A 16,942-nucleotide genomic window follows, 5' to 3' on the forward strand; every position below is an offset into this window, starting at 1 on the left:
CTCTCAGGTATTCCACTTCTGTGTTACATCGATTTAAAAGGCAACAACCATTTCTACATCAATGTGCCTTGAATTGAAAAACCTGAGAGACTCTGAACTGACCAGATATTTAATGGGATTGGTATAATTAGCCGAATCAATAATTCTTCAATAGTATGAAAAAGCCCCTATCAATGGGGCTTTCTGACAGCGTCGAACATGGTTTATTTAAGTTTGCTATATTTTAAGTTTACAATTCAGACTGTTACAGTTCTTTTTCCATTTCTTCGTAAGAAATATGACGAACGTCTTTGCCTTTTACATAGTAAATCACGTACTCACAAATATTCTTACAACGGTCTCCGACACGTTCAACCGCACGCGCAGCCCATAATACGTCTAATACACCGGGTATTGAGCGAGGGTCTTCCATCATATGGGTCATTAATTGACGGATGATACCTTCATACTCTTTGTCTAATTTTGCATCTTGTTTATGCAGTTCAAATGCTTGGTCGGCATCCATACGTGCTAATGCATCTAAGGTTGAGTGCAACATGCGTGTGGCATGACGACCCATATTTTCGATACTCACCAATAGCGGTTGTTGAGTGTTAGCACGCTTTTCTACCGCAGCTTTGGCAATACGCACGCAAGCATCACCAATACGTTCAAGATCGGTAATGGTTTTCGAAATGGCAAGGATCAAGCGTAAATCACTGGCAGCAGGTTGACGTTTAGCAATGATACGAGTGCATTCTTCGTCAATAGCCACTTCCATGCCATTGACTTTATGATCGCCTTCAATCACTTGCTGTGCTAATTCCGTATCAAGTGATGCTAATGCATCCAATGCCTGTTCAAGCTGACGTTCAACTAAACCGCCCATGGCTAATACGCGATTACGAATATCATCAAGCTCAGCATTAAACTGGCCTGATATGTGTTTACTTAAATTCATTTTTTCCATGATACCCACCTAAATGTTGTATGTTAATTAAAAGCGTTCTAGTAAAGATTAACCGTATCTTCCGGTAATATAATCTTCGGTTTTACGCTTTTTAGGGGTAGTAAAAATGGTATTGGTATCAGCATATTCAACCAATTCACCCATGTACATAAAGGCGGTTTGATCCGACACTCGTGCCGCTTGTTGCATATTATGCGTCACAATCACCACGGTATATTGTTGCTTTAATTCAGTAATCAACTCTTCAATGGTTAAGGTTGAAATGGGGTCCAGTGCTGACGTTGGTTCATCGAGTAATAATACTTCTGGCTCAATGGCAATAGCACGGGCAATAACCAAACGTTGTTGCTGACCACCTGATAAACCAAAGGCATTATCGTGTAGACGGTCTTTCACTTCGTCCCAAATAGCGGCGCCACGTAATGATCGTTCTGCCGCTTCATCTAAATCACGACGGTTGCTTAATCCTTGTAAACGTAAACCATATACTACGTTTTCATAAATTGATTTAGGAAACGGATTAGGACGCTGAAACACCATGCCAACGTTACGACGTAGTGCAGCTACATCCACTTTTTTGTCATAGATATTTTGCCCATGAAGCAATATTTCACCTTCAATTTTACAGCTATCAACCAAATCATTCATGCGGTTAATGCAACGTAACAGTGTTGATTTACCACAACCACTTGGGCCAATAAATGCCGTAACTTGTTTTTTAGGGATCTTCATCGACACATCAAATAGCGCTTGTTTGTCACCGTAACGTAAATCAAGGTTACGGATCTCAAGTGCGGTATCCTGTGCCGGTAAGTTAACTAAATCAACGGCTTCTGTTTGCATTGCTGAACTATCAATAGAAATCATTTTATCTTTTCCTCAGGATATCGCTAATTAATGTTCTAGCGAACGGAATTTTTCACGTAAATGGTTGCGCACGCTGATAGCGGTTAAGTTAAGGGCAACAATTACAGATACTAATAAGAACGAAGTTGCATACACCAGTGGGCGTGCGGCTTCTACGTTAGGGCTTTGGAAGCCGACATCGTAAATATGGAAACCTAAGTGCATGAACTTACGTTCTAAATGCACAAACGGGAAGTTCATATCTATCGGTAATGTTGGGGCTAGTTTTACTACACCCACCAACATTAACGGCGCAACTTCACCGGCAGCACGTGCAACGGCTAAAATCAAACCCGTCATAATGGCTGGGCTTGCCATTGGGATCACAATGCGCCATAAGGTTTCTGCTTTCGTTGCCCCTAGTGCCAAACTGCCTTGACGTACCGCGCTCGGGATACGACTTAAGCCTTCTTCTGTGGATACAATCACCACTGGCAAGGTTAAAATAGCTAAGGTTAATGCAGACCAAATTACCCCAGGAGAGCCAAATGTTGGTGCTGGTAACGCCTCTGGAAAGAATAATTGGTCAATTGAACCTCCCATCATGTACACAAAGAAGCCTAAACCAAACACACCATATACAATCGACGGAACACCAGCTAAGTTAATAACAGCGATACGGATCATCTTAGTAATAGGGCCTTTCTTAGCGTATTCGTGTAAATAAATAGCTGCAATCACCCCGAATGGCGTTACGATAACGGCCATTAGCATCACCATAAATACCGTACCAAAAATAGCTGGGAACACCCCACCTTCAGTATTGGCTTCACGCGGGTCATCGCTAACAAAGTGACCAATCCCGCCAAACCAATGGCCCACTTTATCTAACAAGCTCATGTGATTGACATAACTGACGTCTAGAATAGAATCCAGTTGCAAGGTGACTTCAACACCACGCATATCTTTAACGACAACTGCATCGCGGGCCGCTTTATCACGAAGCGCAAACAGTTCTTTTTCGAGTACCAAATAGTCTTGGTTTAACTGTTCAATTTGCGCTTTAATGTCAGCTTTTCGTTTGTCAGTTAACTCACCATCTAACTCATAACCTCGTTCTTTTAATCGTAAACGTTCAATTTGGTAGTTAATCGAGCCAATATCTGCTTTTTGTAAACGTAATGCTTGATCTGAAATATCAACAGCACGATCGATATGGCTGAATAAAGACGACTCAATATCGGATTCGCTCGTTAACGCTAAACGCTTACCGTCTTCGATAACAGCAATTGGATAACCATAAAAATTACCGTTCTTTGTCCTTTCAAGCTTCGCCACATCGGCAGGCAAAGAACGGCTGACGATGTCTGTTGCCAAAATCCAACGAAAATCTAAACCAACAAACTCACGGTTACCGGTTTTGACCAAATAGCGAGTAACAAACTCACCAGGGTGCTTAGCAAATTGATGACCTGCTGAAATTAAACGCTCTGTTGGCACTTCTTCACGGTCGTAAATCTCACCTATTAAGGTACTTTTAACGCCATTGTTGTCTTCGAGTTGCCATTCGTAAATATCAGCAGGCCAAAAATAACTTAAGCCACGCCACGCGATTAACAACAACAAGCCTAATACGGCAATTAAACTGATACTAACGGCACCACCGGTCATCCAAATCCACGGTGAACCTGATTTAAACCACTTACCCATTGCACAAACCTCTCAAGGCGATTGGCGAAATAATCATTAACTGAGTCATCATCTTTCCTTACAGTGAGCTATAACGGTCGCGTAAACGCTGACGGACCACTTCTGCAATGGTGTTAAAGAAGAAGGTGAATATGAACAATACAAAGGCGGCTAAAAACAGCACTCGGTAATGCGAGCTGCCAATGGCCGATTCTGGCATTTCAACGGCAATATTTGCAGCTAAAGTACGCATACCTTCAAACACACTCCACTCGAGAATAGCAGTGTTACCGGTTGCCATAAGCACAATCATTGTTTCACCTACTGCACGGCCTAAACCCATCATAATTGCTGAGAAAATCCCCGGACTTGCGGTAAGCAGCACCACACGAGTCAGGGTCTGCCAATTTGTTGCTCCTAAGGCTAAACTCCCGTTAGATAGATGGCGCGGTACAGAGAAAATGGCATCTTCGGCAATTGAGAAGATTGTCGGAATCACCGCAAAGCCCATCGCAATACCCACAACAAACGCGTTACGTTGGTCAAAGGTAATCCCTAAATCATTGGTGATAAACTGACGAGTGTTGCCGTCAAATAATGCCACTTCAATCACTGGGCTAATCGTAAACGAGAACCAACCAACGAAGATAATTACAGGTAATAACATCAATTCTTGATAGGTTTCAGGCAATCGATGCTTCCACGTTTCCGGTAATTTACTCCACGCAAAGGCAGAGGTGAGTATTGATAGAGGTAATAACATCAATAACACCACAATCCCGGGTAAATGATCTTCAATCAGTGGCGCTAACCATAATCCGGCCAAGAAACCCAAAATAACCGTGGGCAATGCTTCCATAATCTCAATCGTAGGCTTAACCACGTTACGCACTTTAGGTGTCATAAAGTAAGCTGTATAAATAGCACCCGCAATGGCGAGAGGTACCGCAAACAACATTGCATAAAATGCCGCTTTCATGGTGCCAAATGCTAATGGCATTAAGCTTAACTTAGCTTCAAAGTCGTCCGAACCCGAGGTAGACTGCCAAACATATTGTGGTTCTGGATATCCCTCATACCAAACCTTTTCCCACAAGGCACTCCAAGAAACCTCTGGGTGGCTATTTTCAACAGCAAAAAGATTAAGTTTGTTATCGGCTTCAATAATGAGTGCATTTGAGCGAGGACTAAAACCCATTTGACCGGGGTTGGTTAACTGAAACTTTTCATCAAACAAATTGCGTTCGCTTGTTGTGTACAACAAGGTTAATTCGCCTTCAGGGCTCAGAACTGCAAAACTTTTACGGTAAAACTCAGTTGCCATCGCACTTACGGGGGCAATATCATCAAACTCACGAATTTGCTGATATAAACGGCCCTTATCGCTGTTAACTTGAAAATACTGACTGATAACACCATTATCATAACTAATCATTATCGAACTAGCACCAGCAAGTAAGTTAACTTGTTTTACGTTAGCAGTGCCTTTTTTAACGTCAATCACTTGCAGTAATTCAACCGCATCGGCATAACGAGTGTCATAAATAAATAATTTATTGGTGGTGCTTAAAATAAGTTGACGATGATCAGGTGTCATCAACGCAGAAACCACATGACTCGGTGCATCTTCAACAAACACTTCATCTGATGACCACTCTACCTCTTCGGTCATCATGTTCTCTTCGCCTTCTTGGCGGTTTAACTTCCAAGCGCCATTGGCATCTTGGTAAGCGAAACTCATACGACTATCGCTATAATCAAACACCAAATTGTAAACTGCACCGCTGTCATTAATAGTTAATGGCTGATCCCCTATTGGATAGCGTAACTGAGGCGTAATTAAGCGTTTATTATCTGGGTAAGTTACGGCAAAATCTATCCCGACGACAATCACTTGTCCGTTACTTAGCCCTAATGCAAAACGTTGTTCACTTGGGCTCGACTTAGCACTACTTGTAACCGTTGTACCTTGTGGTAATTTAGGGGTAAAAGATGAAATCAACTGGCCTGTCAGGGAAGAGTAAAAATCGACAGTACCTAATTTTGTCACACGGTAAAGCACTTCATTTTGCTCGTCGCTTCCTACCATTAACGTTTTGGCATCAGTATGTTGATAACTCACACTGGTGACAGGTTCTATGTGAGCGCCATCAAAAATAGGCTTGATGACATATAGCAAATAGAAAAATATTAATAACAATGCAACAAACACTAATGTGCCGCCCACTGTCACCCCGATCTCTGCTGCTTTATCCTTAAATGCTCTGCGTGTTGCATGTCTATCAACAAGTAGACTTTTTTCCGCAGAACCAGGTTGATTGACCTGACTTTCCATTAAGAACCTCTAATAATTAATCGATGCCATAATTAGCGCTTTGAATGTGCAGTCTACTATGCTAACAATAAATATTTATGACTAAATAAATGAAAGTAAAACAAGCGTAAAACCATAACACAATCTTAAGTGGCTGCGATTATATGACGTAAAGATGACAGTTGTGTTACAGACATTATTTATAGGAGAAAAATTGTATGATGCGTTACCTTATCACTCTACAAGCACCTGATAGAAAAGGTTTAGTAGAACAAATAGCCAACGTAGTCAGCCGTCATGGCGGTAACTGGCTTGACTCTGAAATGCGTCATATAGACGGTATTTTTGCAGCAATATTACAGTTAGAGGTTCCAGCGCTCAAATGGGATCAGTTAATTGATGCATTAGAGTGCATTGATGGGCTAACGCTAACCTTTGCCAAAACCAGCTTAAGTGCACAACCAATTAAACACCTACGTTATAACTTGGTAGCATATGACCGCCCTGGGATCGTATTACACATTTCTAATAAAATGAATGCGCTAGGCGTAAATATTGAACAATTTAGCAGTCAATATGAAACTGCAAGCCACACTGGTATTGCATTATTTAAAGCCACAATGACATTAGGACTACTCGACCCGGCTCAAGAAGATCAAATAACCGAATCACTTTATGAAATGGGCGATGACGTAGTCCTAGATAAACTGAGCAAATCAGCTTAATCGAACGTATTGTGAACAATCTAGGTTCAATTTAGCCTAAAATCCATTTACATCATCTGCTAAACTGCCACAAAATAATGAAGATAAAATGGATTAACCATGTTTGGAACGCTATCAAAACTTAACTCCCACCTCAATGACAATAATGAGGTGGAGTATCAATTGCCTGTTGGTGAAGCGCGCTTAGCCCTTAATCCATTAATTGGTAAAACGCTCACGATGACTCATAGCGGTAATATATTTTGCAGTCATTGCGGTAAAAAAACCAAAAAAAGTTATTCGCAAGGTCACTGTTATGTATGCATGACGAAACTAGCCAGTTGCGACATGTGTATTATGAAACCAGAAACGTGTCACTTTGACCAAGGTACTTGCCGCGAGCCAGAATGGGCTATGTCACATTGCTTTGTGCCACATTATGTTTATTTGTCTAACACATCTGGCATAAAAGTGGGTATTACCCGCCATACACAAATTCCAACCCGTTGGATAGACCAAGGTGCCACCCAAGGATTGCCTATTTTTAAAGTCTCGACCCGTAAAATGTCTGGGTTAATCGAAATTGAATTAGCCAAATTTATTAACGATAAAACCCATTGGCAAGCCATGCTAAAAGGTCATAACGATGATATTGACTTAGTCGAACAAGCCAGCGTGCTTATTCCATTAATTGAAGACAAACTGCACGCTCTTGCGGCCGAATACCAAGACATTGTCATTGAACGCTTAAATGCCAACATTCAAGCCATTAACTACCCTATTGAACATTTTCCGGTAAAAGTGAAATCACATAATTTCGATAAAATGGCTGAAGTAACTGGCATATTGCAAGGTATTAAAGGGCAATATTTAATCTTTGATACTGGCGTAATAAATATACGAAAATTTGGCTCTTATGAAGTGGAAGTCAAACACGACTAACTCAATGTTGCTAGATAAAAAAGGCGCTCATCGCGTCTTTTTTATTCACCAAAACCGTATTTAAATTGTTGGAATATCATTTAACATCATTTTAGTTAGCGCATCAAATCGAGCTTCTCGTTCTTCAACAATACGAGCAGGCTCGGTAAACCCTTGCGCTAAAACACGCCAAAATGGCAATTTAACTCCTGGACTAAAAAAGGCGATTAAAACAGACCCCTTTTCATAATCATCATTAATATTTTGGGTATAAAGACCTGGTACTAATCCTACTTTAGCGAGGATCTCTGTATCACTCATTTCTGACTCTAATGCCATACCAAACCCAACAATCATTTGTGGCGAGTCATTAATTGATACTAACTGATAGCCTTTGTTAGCCATTAATTTATTGACTGAACTGATTAATTGTTTGCGTAAAGCTTCTTCATCCATTTTATTCGCTGTATCCACAACAAACATGCTTCCATGCCAAGCATATGCTTTTGATAACGTAGATAAATCACCACTAGCCACCATAGTAATACGGTTAGTGGGTGTTGTACTGACACCATCAGTTGTGCATCCCGTTAACATCACGATGCTGAGGACAAAAAGAACCTGACTTAAGTTTCTTAACATAAAAGAAACTCCTATTTATTAATACGTTTTAGACACTGTCTATGTAAGGTTTACGCTACCCCGTTAAACTTGAGATAACAATCACTAATTTAATTATAAATTGGTAAATAATTTTTATTAGATTGTCATAGCATTAACCGTTAAAATGCCAACAATTTTTAATGGGGCTTGGACATAAAGACAACATGGAATTGGTATTTGCAATAGCATTATTTGCTTTTTCTGCCGGAATAACGCCTGGCCCAAACAACATTATGTTAATGACATCGGGGGTCAATTTCGGTATCAAACGCAGTATTCCGCATTTAATGGGCATTAGTTTAGGTTTCCCGACGATGATATTAGCGGTGGGGCTTGGATTAAGCGCAATATTTAAAGCCTACCCAATGATCCACACTGTAATAAAAGTCGTCGGCATAACTTACTTGCTGTATTTGTCATGGTTAATTGCTAACAGCAGCAGTAAAATGGAAGGCAAGCAAGTCAGCAAACCGTTTAGTTTTATTCAAGCGGCAGCATTTCAATGGGTTAATCCAAAGGGTTGGATTATGGCAGTTGGCGCAATTGCAACATTCACTTCGGTACAACAGGAATTAAACAGCCAAGTAATGACCATAGCCAGCGTATTTTTATGCGTGGCATTTCCTTGTGCAATGGTGTGGCTTAGTTTTGGTGTAGCACTCAAGCGTTTACTCAAAAATGAACGTCAACAACGTATTTTTAATGTCTCAATGGCGTTATTGTTAGTGGCATCCATTATTCCAATGATGTTACCACCTACAGCACACTGATGTATTTAATAGGGTTAAAGGCCAATTAATGGAACAACATGAATGTCTTATCCACACTGAAATGTGGGTAAAAGATGTCATAATGAAATACAACATATGTCCCTTTGCCCGCCGAGAAGTCGAACGTGCCAGTATTCGTTATGTAGCCATTGAAGACACTAAAATAAAGGTTGTATTAAAAGCGTTATTGGCAGAATGTCAGTACCTAGATCATCACCCTGAAACAGAAACTACGTTATTTATTTTACCGCGCGGTTTTGAAGGCTTTTATGCTTATCTAGATTTAGTTGATGATGCGACAGCGTTATTAGCTGAACAAGATTATGATGGTGTGTATCAACTCGCTACCTTTCATCCAGATTATTGCTTTGATGGCGAGCCACAAGATAGTGCGGCAAATTATACCAATCGCTCACCTTACCCTTGCCTGCATATTATCCGTGAAGCCAGCATGGAAATCGCGTTAGCCAACTATACCGACCCAGAGTCAATTCCTGAGCGAAATATTGCTTTTGCTGAACGTAAGGGAAGCGATTTTTTTATCAAACTATTGCAATATTGCGTTAAATAAGTGGTGTAAGAATCGATAACAAGCGATTAGCGTATAAATTCTTAGCGCTATAGTTGTTATCGCCTCTACGCCGCAAAGCAATGTAAAATCTAGGCTCTCAATTACCGCTCTTTATCGTTTGCCATCTTTGCTTAGATTGCCATCACTTTGCTCGCTAGCCATCTCTTTTATCATCTTAGCTTGTTGATAGGGTAAACTTACTGACCTGTTGCGACATATTACTTGCATCACTTAAGAGGTTATCATTGAGCAAAGCAATCTGTTGTGAGATCTCTAAGGTATTATGGTAGATTTCGGTGATTTTCATTGCATTACGATTCACTTCGTCAGCCACAGCAGACTGTTCATGAGTTGATGTAGCAATTTGCTCGTTCATACTGTCAATCACACTAACATGGTCAGCAATTAATTTAAGCTCATTACCTGCATGTTGAGACTCTGCAACACTTTGCTGTGCTTCTAATTGGCCTCGTTTCATCGCACTAACCGCAATTGCCGCACCAGATTTAAGTTGTTCAGTCATATTCTTAATATCTTCAGTGGAGCGTTGTGAGCGTTGTGCTAAAGTACGAACCTCATCAGCAACAACAGCAAAACCTCTGCCTTGTTCACCTGCTCTAGCGGCCTCAATTGCTGCATTCAAGGCCAATAAGTTAGTTTGATCAGCTATCGAGCTAATGACATCAAGAATGGTCACTATGCCTTGTACATCGTTGTCTAAACGTCCAATGGCATCAGCAGCATTGGCAATCTCTTTGGCCAGCACTTGAATAGCATCACACGTTTTATTGACATCATTATTGCCTCTTTGCGCTTCGATGTTGGCATTGGCTGATGCTTCAGATGCTTGAGTCGCATTAGCCGCTATTTCGTTTACCGTTGCACTCATCTCCGTCATGGCAGAAGCAACCTGCTCGGCCTCAGAAGAGCCCTGTTGAACATCCGCTTGCATTTCGCGAGTAAAGCCATTCATTTTCTCAACAGCATTCACTAAGCTCACAGCATTACGACGTACTTGGCTAATCACCTCTTCAAATTCCGCCATCATTTGATTAAATGCCACAGCCATTTGACCAAACTCATCCTTAGATTGATGATCCAAGCGAGTGGTTAAATCAAACTCAGTACCCGCGTGTAACATTTGCTTGCGTAGCAAACTTAAACTGTCATGCAAATACTTTGAAACCACCATGCTCATCACGACCACAAACAACAGAGCAAAAAACAAGATGCCCCCCGTGAGGTACATCTGTTGTGTCGCTTGTGTCAGTTTATCTTGACTTAACTGTGATAAATCTTGGCTAAATTGTTTCTCAAGCTGTGTTAATAGCTCAATTCGAACTGTTGATATCTTAAACCAAGCTTCAGGGTCTTGTGCAGCCATAGCTGTACCATCTTGAGTAAAAGCAATTTCTCTAAGTTGGTCTACATTCGACATAGCACTATTTTGTTGGGCTTGTGTAAACGTACGAATATTCTCAGGGCTGGCAGCGGCAATAAATCGCTCAGCATAGGTTTGTTGTTCTGCCACAAGGGTGACGAATTTTCGATATAACCCCGGCGGGAATTCGGTCTTACCAAAAGAGGTACTCAGAACCGCCCTTTCTATCCCCGCTCGTTCTTTTAATTGTAAAAAAGCCGCGAAAGATTTGAGTTTGATACTAATGAGACTGTCTAAACTCTGACTCGCAGCATTGTCGACCATCGATAATAATAACGTATTAATTCGAGTGTAATAACTGACTTGGTCTGCAACACTAATATTAAGGCCGTCGACACGGTTACGAATGCTGTCTAATTGACTAAATGCAGAGGCAACTTCGTCATAAATCGTTTGTAATTGTTTGGGAAAATCATCTTGTTGAGCTAAAAGATTAAACCGTTGGAGCTGTTTGTCTGTTTCAGCACGTTGCTTAGGCACACTGTCTTTAAATGCTTGTCCTTTTGAACCGATAAAACCCGCACTCATGCCACGCTCTTTTTGTAGCTCATGTACTAATGCACTATTGGTAATTGCAATTTGAGTTAAGTCGATAACCAGTGCTAACTGGTGTTGGCTTTGGTATTCATTTTTAAGGAACATACCACCAAATAAAATACTGGTTAACAGAGGGGGAATAACGAGCAAAGCCAGTTTGCGCGATATTTTAAGGTCGCTAATCCATTGCCAATTCATACACATCCTTTAAAGAAGCAAATTAAGTAAATAAATTATGTTCAGTCTAGACCATAAACCACATTAATCGATTTACGTAAACTCTTTACCAGAAACTCTGATCTCGCTCACAGCTAATTTAGCATTATTTAAATTTTAACTTCCTTAACTTCAAACTATTAAAGTCTTTCGCTGACCATTTTGAACGATAACATACAGCTGCAGCCTAATTGAACGATACGATGAACTCTTTTTTAGTGTTGTTAAACCAGAAGAACATCCAAAGATATTGAATCGCACAACCAATAGAACCTTATAAACTGAGGCAAAAATCACCAATTAATGCAGGCCAACCATTAACCTCATCAATTGAATTGGCAATGTGTAATGTAGAATTAGGGAGTATTTTGTGCAAGTGAACAGCGGTGTCAATAGGGTGAGCTTCATCGCCGTGCCAAGCCAAAATTAACGTCGGTATGTTAATTTTGGCGAGTTGTTGTTTATTGGGTAAATCATTTTGGGCTGCTGCAGTAAATAACTGACTGAGTGTTCGGCGTTTCATCAATTTTAGCCCATCAAGCATACCTAACACACTGTGTTTATGTGCAGAGATTAACCAGCTAGGAAGCATTTTATCTAGGTGCTGCGCATTAATTTTGGCTAATCCTTTGCCGCCAAGTATACGTGCAGCTTTGGCCATTTTATGATAATAATCGACTCGGGTTGCCCTCGCTTCCCAAGCTATCGGCGGGTTCATTAATATAAGCCCCTTAACACTTTCAGGATGCTCTAAAGCAGCGTATAAGCTGGTAGCACTGCCCATAGATTGTCCACCAAGAATGACCGGAAATGGTGCGCGGTAATGTGTAGCGACACTCATCATGTCTTTAGCAAGTCTTGGCCACAGGTAATCCTTCACAGACTCACTCGCAGTAGATAAGCCATGGCCAACTGCATCAAAACGTATTAACTGTAAATGTTTAGGGAATCGATGCCAAGCATATAAGCCTATTGCATCTTCGCTTTGAATACTGCCAATTAAACCATGAGCCCAAACGAGGGTTTGTCCCTTACCGCTAATGGAACAATTAAACTGATCAATATTAAATGGCTCTGTCATATGTAGGGAACTCCTAATGGAATATTCTATCCATTTACAATCTCAATCAGCCTGTGAATAAACAATTTGATCGAATCAGTGGTATCAAACCGAAACGCTAAACCATAGTGAATTTCATTTAAGCCTTTGTTTTGGCGTGTTGGGAACCGGGTCATCTGTGCGTTGTGATAATAATCATATTTAGCATGCACTCCGTCAATCGTAGCAAGCTCAGTAGAGAACACCTCAAAAGCAGGACGGATAATCAATAACGGTGTTTTACCTTCAACATGTAAATAAACAGGCTCTTTGAGTTCGGGGAGCATGTATTCGGTCACATTCTTAATATTAAAATTAGTACGACATTTAAGTTCATTCAAGGTGCTTGATGCTTGTTCTAGTGTAATGTTCATAAATTGACTGCCTATAATGGATATATAGTTAGAGTATATGGCTTTAAAAACAAAAAGCCCCGAACAATTGTTCAGGGCTTTTAATGTGTTAACGATTAACTGAGATGTTGGGTAACCAACTTAACCCTCAATGCCTTTACTGGCAAGAAACTCATCATAGGTTCCTTTGAAGTCATTAATTCCATCAGGGGTAACTTCAAGAATACGTGTAGCCAGTGATGATACAAATGCCCGGTCATGAGATACAAACATTAACGTACCTTCGTATTTTTCTAATGCATTGTTTAACGACTCAATCGATTCCATATCCATGTGGTTGGTTGGTTCGTCGAGTAATAAAATGTTTGGTTTTTGCATGATAAGTTTGCCGAAATACATACGGCCTTTTTCACCACCAGACAATACTTTAACTGACTTTTTAATGTCGTCAGCACCAAATAGCATACGGCCTAAAATACCGCGTACTGATTGGTCGTCATCATTTTCTTTACGCCATTGGCTCATCCATTCGAACAAGGTCATGTCGTTTGCAAAATCTGCTTCATGGTCCTGTGCGTAATAACCAATATTGTTGTTATCAGACCAATGAATAGTGCCTTCGTCTTGTGGAATATCATGGACTAAAGTACGTAACAATGTGGTTTTACCAACACCATTTTGCCCTAAAATAGCAATGCGTTCACCCACTTCGACCATCAAGTCAAGTTTACTAAATAATGGTGTGCCATAACCTTTGGCTAAATTTTCAACCACAAGCGCATTACGGAACAATTTCTTTTCTTGCTCAAAACGAATAAACGGATTAACACGACTTGATGCTTTAATATCATCAAGTTTAATCTTATCAATTTGCTTGGCACGTGACGTGGCTTGTTTTGCTTTAGATGCGTTAGCCGAAAAACGGGCAACGAAGGTTTGTAATTCAGCAATTTGCGCTTTTTTCTTGGCGTTGTCACTCATTAAACGTTCACGTGATTGCTGAGCCGCCATCATGTATTCGTCATAGTTACCTGGGAACACGCGCAATTCACCGTAATCTAAGTCAGCCATGTGTGTACACACTGAGTTTAAGAAATAACGGTCATGGGAAATAATGATCATAGTACTGTTACGTTGATTCAACATGTCTTGTAACCAACGAATGGTATCTATATCCAAATTGTTGGTTGGTTCGTCAAGTAACAATAAATCAGGATCAGAAAATAATGCCTGCGCTAAAAGCACACGCAATTTAAAACCCGGTGCAATTTCGCTCATTAAACCAAAGTGTTGATCTGTGCCAATCCCCACACCTAGCAGTAAGTCACCTGCGCGAGATTCCGCAGTGTAACCGTCCATTTCAGCAAATTCCATTTCTAGTTCAGACACTTTAATGCCGTCTTCTTCGCTCATTTCAGGTAATGAATAAATGCGGTCACGTTCTTGCTTTACTTTCCACAACTCGCGATGGCCCATGATCACTGTGTCTACGACTGAAAACGCTTCGTATGCAAACTGGTCTTGGTTTAGTTTACCCATACGTTCGTTAACATCTAACGATACATTACCGCTCGATGGTTCTAAATCACCGGCAAGGATTTTCATAAAGGTGGATTTACCACAACCATTCGCGCCAATTAAACCGTAGCGATTACCGCCACCAAATTTGACAGAGATATTTTCAAACAGTGGCTTCGAACCAAACTGCATTGTGATGTTAGCTGTTGTAATCAAAATGAAATTCCAAATCGTGTTGTGTGTTTAAGCCTGAATCAAATTACAGCTTAATGACTTAAGTTGACGTTTGTATGACTCAAGTAAGTAATCATAATATGTAAACTGGCATACGGCATAGCCGAGGGGGAAATATAAAGCGCGACATTGTAAGGATTATCGGTCTATTTATCAACCTAAACAGAAAAGCTCCCTCAGTAAAATTATGTTAACGAAGGATGTTGACACTGCAAGTCACATTCAAGCAACTTGCAGCGCTAACGCTGACGTTATGCTTTATCTAACCTCAAATATTCAACAATATAATCCAAGCCGCCAGTGATAGCTGCCACTTGGGCGTCGTTACACTCTTCTACTGTCACTAATGGGCTATCGGGGTACACTTCTGTGGTGGTATTAAAATGGTTATGGGTCATGCCTGCACACAAACTGAGTTTTTTAACCGGATAATTAATCACCCCAAATTGCTCAATGGGTACTTCAATTAATTGTCCGTTATCGTCAGGTGCAATATGAGTCACTTTAGCGACTGAATCAATCACCGCTTTTTGAAAAGCTGGGGTTGGGTTGTCACTGTCGCCGACTAAATAGAAACCATCAGGAATAATGCCTTTATCGTATTCAACACCATCTCGCGCAGACAACAAAGGTCTAAACTCTAGTTCGTCAGTGTCAGTTGTTTCATGTAAATCAATGTGGGCATATACCTCACCTAAACTGGCGGCAAAGCTCATCAGTGCGGCAGACTCTTCCGCGGGGCTATTGGCATAAAAAGAACGATTAGGGTCAATCGCTTTAGGATTCCATCGATTAATGGTTTCATAACCCCAAGGGCTAACACACGGCGCAACGGCCACATTAAAATACTGAGTATAACCCTGTGCTTTAGTGGCTAAAAACTGAATAGCACCATGAACACCACTGGTTTCATAGCCATGTACACCACCGGTAATCAAAATCGTTTTTTTATTGTTGTCCCATTCATGTGATTTAAATGCAACCAACGGATATTTGTCGGGATTAATGGATAACGCGCCATATTGCACTTGCTCGAAATGATTCGCTAGTGGGGCGAATTTACTGACGACTTCATCTTGATAACTGCGCTTTATGATAACGTGTGCTAACCATTGAGCTTTGTCTGCATCGGTCCATTTTTGCCCAGGAGTACCAATAGGGTACGGTGTAGAATTGCTCATAGAACCTCATTAGTTTTTTATTTTAGGGGTAACGGGATGTGCTTTTGAAAAGATAACCAACGCAATCCCTAGAAAAATAATGCAGGCAGATACGCCAAGGTGAAAACTAATCACCTCGTGTAAAAATACAATGCCGCCTGCTGCTGCAATCACAGGTACGGTTAATTGTAAAACTGCTGCATGAGTTGATGTTAGTCCACGTAAGGCTTGATACCATAAAGTGTAACCTATGCCTGACGCTATGGCGCCAGACAATATAGCCAGAACGATACCTTCAGTAGTTAATCGAGTGGTTTGATGTATCGATACCAATGGAGACAACTGCCACACTACAAAGATCATCACAATAACCAAAGGTAAAGTGCGAATAAAATTGTAGCCCGTGTCACACAAAGGGTTAACCGATTGCTTACCTAATAACGTATATCCGCCCCAAGCACAGCCACTGATAGCCATTAAGGCCAACCCCGTCATTGAAGGTGCATTCACATCGGGCAACACCAAATATACAAAACCACTAAAGGCTAAAAAGGCGCCCCATCCTTCAATTAAGGTTAAGCGATGACCTTGAAAATAACTGATTAACATCATGCTCATTTGCACCGCTGCAAACAGAATTAATGCGCCAGTTGCGGTATCAAGTAGTACATAGGCATACGAAAAAGTCACCGCGTAAATAAACAGTAGCACCGCAGAAAACGCGCTACCACAGCTAGCGGAGCGGCTTATGGTGGTTTGAGGCATTCGCAATCTCATGATTAGCCACAACATCACAGCTCCAGCAGCTAAACGAATAGCGGTAAAACTGTTAGGATCGATTAATGCGGATGTTTGTTGGGGCGATAATGCCATACGACACAATACCGAATTAGCAGCAAATGCGACCAAGGCTGTCAAGGTATAAAAAACGATAGAATATCGAGATAAGTTAGACAT

The 16,942-nt window shown here is 40.8% G+C and carries 15 protein-coding genes; 4 read left to right on the forward strand and 11 right to left on the reverse strand.

Annotated features, from left to right (window positions below; translation table 11 throughout):
* Positions 1-244 precede the first annotated feature (244 nt).
* Genes phoU through ACWXWT_RS11455 form a run of 4 tightly spaced genes read right to left on the reverse strand, consistent with a single transcriptional unit; the run spans position 245 to position 5,819 of the window.
* Positions 245-949: a phosphate signaling complex protein PhoU gene (gene phoU, locus ACWXWT_RS11440; protein WP_456041712.1), complete on the reverse strand. Its 705-nt coding sequence runs from the start codon at positions 947-949 to the stop codon at positions 245-247.
* 48 nt (positions 950-997) lie between these two features.
* Complete coding sequence (gene pstB, locus ACWXWT_RS11445; RefSeq protein WP_456041713.1) at positions 998-1,816, reverse strand: phosphate ABC transporter ATP-binding protein PstB; 819 nt, start codon at positions 1,814-1,816, stop codon at positions 998-1,000.
* A gap of 27 nt (positions 1,817-1,843) precedes the next feature.
* The gene (pstA, locus tag ACWXWT_RS11450; RefSeq protein WP_456041714.1) at positions 1,844-3,505 is read right to left on the reverse strand and encodes a phosphate ABC transporter permease PstA; all 1,662 of its coding nucleotides are present in this window, start codon (positions 3,503-3,505) and stop codon (positions 1,844-1,846) included.
* A 58-nt stretch (positions 3,506-3,563) separates the two neighbouring features.
* Positions 3,564-5,819, reverse strand: coding sequence for an ABC transporter permease subunit (locus tag ACWXWT_RS11455; protein WP_456041715.1), 2,256 nt, complete (start codon positions 5,817-5,819; stop codon positions 3,564-3,566).
* Between the two features lie 197 nt (positions 5,820-6,016).
* On the opposite strand from ACWXWT_RS11455, the gene ACWXWT_RS11460 reads away from it, so the two are divergent.
* Positions 6,017-6,523, forward strand: a complete 507-nt coding sequence (locus tag ACWXWT_RS11460; protein ID WP_456041716.1) for a glycine cleavage system protein R — start codon at positions 6,017-6,019, stop codon at positions 6,521-6,523.
* A gap of 99 nt (positions 6,524-6,622) precedes the next feature.
* Positions 6,623-7,444 carry a DUF2797 domain-containing protein gene (locus tag ACWXWT_RS11465; RefSeq protein ID WP_456041717.1) on the forward strand — a complete coding sequence of 274 codons (822 nt, stop codon included), beginning with the start codon at positions 6,623-6,625 and terminating at the stop codon, positions 7,442-7,444.
* Between the two features lie 60 nt (positions 7,445-7,504).
* Here ACWXWT_RS11465 and ACWXWT_RS11470 read toward each other — a convergent pair whose 3' ends face one another.
* Complete coding sequence (locus ACWXWT_RS11470) at positions 7,505-8,065, reverse strand: DUF4136 domain-containing protein (protein ID WP_456041718.1); 561 nt, start codon at positions 8,063-8,065, stop codon at positions 7,505-7,507.
* A gap of 185 nt (positions 8,066-8,250) precedes the next feature.
* Between ACWXWT_RS11470 and ACWXWT_RS11475 the strand changes: the two genes are divergently transcribed.
* Positions 8,251-8,856 (forward strand): LysE family translocator, encoded by a 606-nt coding sequence (locus ACWXWT_RS11475; protein ID WP_456041719.1) that lies wholly within the window; start codon positions 8,251-8,253, stop codon positions 8,854-8,856.
* Between the two features lie 28 nt (positions 8,857-8,884).
* A complete protein-coding gene (locus ACWXWT_RS11480; RefSeq protein WP_456041720.1) occupies positions 8,885-9,427 on the forward strand; it encodes a DUF1415 domain-containing protein in 543 nt (180 codons plus the stop codon).
* A 175-nt stretch (positions 9,428-9,602) separates the two neighbouring features.
* On the opposite strand, the gene ACWXWT_RS11485 is transcribed toward ACWXWT_RS11480, so the two are convergent.
* From ACWXWT_RS11485 to ACWXWT_RS11510, 6 genes are all read right to left on the reverse strand, one after another.
* A complete protein-coding gene (locus ACWXWT_RS11485; RefSeq protein ID WP_456041721.1) occupies positions 9,603-11,603 on the reverse strand; it encodes a methyl-accepting chemotaxis protein in 2,001 nt (666 codons plus the stop codon).
* A 292-nt stretch (positions 11,604-11,895) separates the two neighbouring features.
* The gene (locus ACWXWT_RS11490; protein WP_456041722.1) at positions 11,896-12,702 is read right to left on the reverse strand and encodes an alpha/beta fold hydrolase; all 807 of its coding nucleotides are present in this window, start codon (positions 12,700-12,702) and stop codon (positions 11,896-11,898) included.
* A gap of 26 nt (positions 12,703-12,728) precedes the next feature.
* Positions 12,729-13,094, reverse strand: a complete 366-nt coding sequence (locus ACWXWT_RS11495) for a hypothetical protein (protein ID WP_456041723.1) — start codon at positions 13,092-13,094, stop codon at positions 12,729-12,731.
* A 120-nt stretch (positions 13,095-13,214) separates the two neighbouring features.
* On the reverse strand, positions 13,215-14,807 hold the full coding sequence (locus tag ACWXWT_RS11500) for an ABC-F family ATPase (RefSeq protein ID WP_456041724.1): 1,593 nt from the start codon (positions 14,805-14,807) through the stop codon (positions 13,215-13,217).
* 269 nt (positions 14,808-15,076) lie between these two features.
* Positions 15,077-16,006, reverse strand: coding sequence for a M14 family metallopeptidase (locus ACWXWT_RS11505; protein ID WP_456041725.1), 930 nt, complete (start codon positions 16,004-16,006; stop codon positions 15,077-15,079).
* 9 nt (positions 16,007-16,015) lie between these two features.
* Complete coding sequence (locus tag ACWXWT_RS11510; protein WP_456041726.1) at positions 16,016-16,942, reverse strand: DMT family transporter; 927 nt, start codon at positions 16,940-16,942, stop codon at positions 16,016-16,018.

This window comes from Shewanella sp. A22, assembly GCF_053850585.1.

Excerpts from the sequence above, each read along its gene's own strand:
- phoU (WP_456041712.1), bottom strand. The coding sequence starts at position 949 with ATGGAAAAAATGAATTTAAGTAAACACATATCAGGCCAGTTTAATGCT.
- pstB (WP_456041713.1), bottom strand. The coding sequence starts at position 1,816 with ATGATTTCTATTGATAGTTCAGCAATGCAAACAGAAGCCGTTGATTTA.
- pstA (WP_456041714.1), bottom strand. The coding sequence starts at position 3,505 with ATGGGTAAGTGGTTTAAATCAGGTTCACCGTGGATTTGGATGACCGGT.
- ACWXWT_RS11455 (WP_456041715.1), bottom strand. The coding sequence starts at position 5,819 with ATGGAAAGTCAGGTCAATCAACCTGGTTCTGCGGAAAAAAGTCTACTT.
- ACWXWT_RS11460 (WP_456041716.1), top strand. The coding sequence starts at position 6,017 with ATGATGCGTTACCTTATCACTCTACAAGCACCTGATAGAAAAGGTTTA.
- ACWXWT_RS11465 (WP_456041717.1), top strand. The coding sequence starts at position 6,623 with ATGTTTGGAACGCTATCAAAACTTAACTCCCACCTCAATGACAATAAT.
- ACWXWT_RS11470 (WP_456041718.1), bottom strand. The coding sequence starts at position 8,065 with ATGTTAAGAAACTTAAGTCAGGTTCTTTTTGTCCTCAGCATCGTGATG.
- ACWXWT_RS11475 (WP_456041719.1), top strand. The coding sequence starts at position 8,251 with ATGGAATTGGTATTTGCAATAGCATTATTTGCTTTTTCTGCCGGAATA.
- ACWXWT_RS11480 (WP_456041720.1), top strand. The coding sequence starts at position 8,885 with ATGGAACAACATGAATGTCTTATCCACACTGAAATGTGGGTAAAAGAT.
- ACWXWT_RS11485 (WP_456041721.1), bottom strand. The coding sequence starts at position 11,603 with ATGAATTGGCAATGGATTAGCGACCTTAAAATATCGCGCAAACTGGCT.
- ACWXWT_RS11490 (WP_456041722.1), bottom strand. The coding sequence starts at position 12,702 with ATGACAGAGCCATTTAATATTGATCAGTTTAATTGTTCCATTAGCGGT.
- ACWXWT_RS11495 (WP_456041723.1), bottom strand. The coding sequence starts at position 13,094 with ATGAACATTACACTAGAACAAGCATCAAGCACCTTGAATGAACTTAAA.
- ACWXWT_RS11505 (WP_456041725.1), bottom strand. The coding sequence starts at position 16,006 with ATGAGCAATTCTACACCGTACCCTATTGGTACTCCTGGGCAAAAATGG.
- ACWXWT_RS11510 (WP_456041726.1), bottom strand. The coding sequence starts at position 16,942 with ATGTCTAACTTATCTCGATATTCTATCGTTTTTTATACCTTGACAGCC.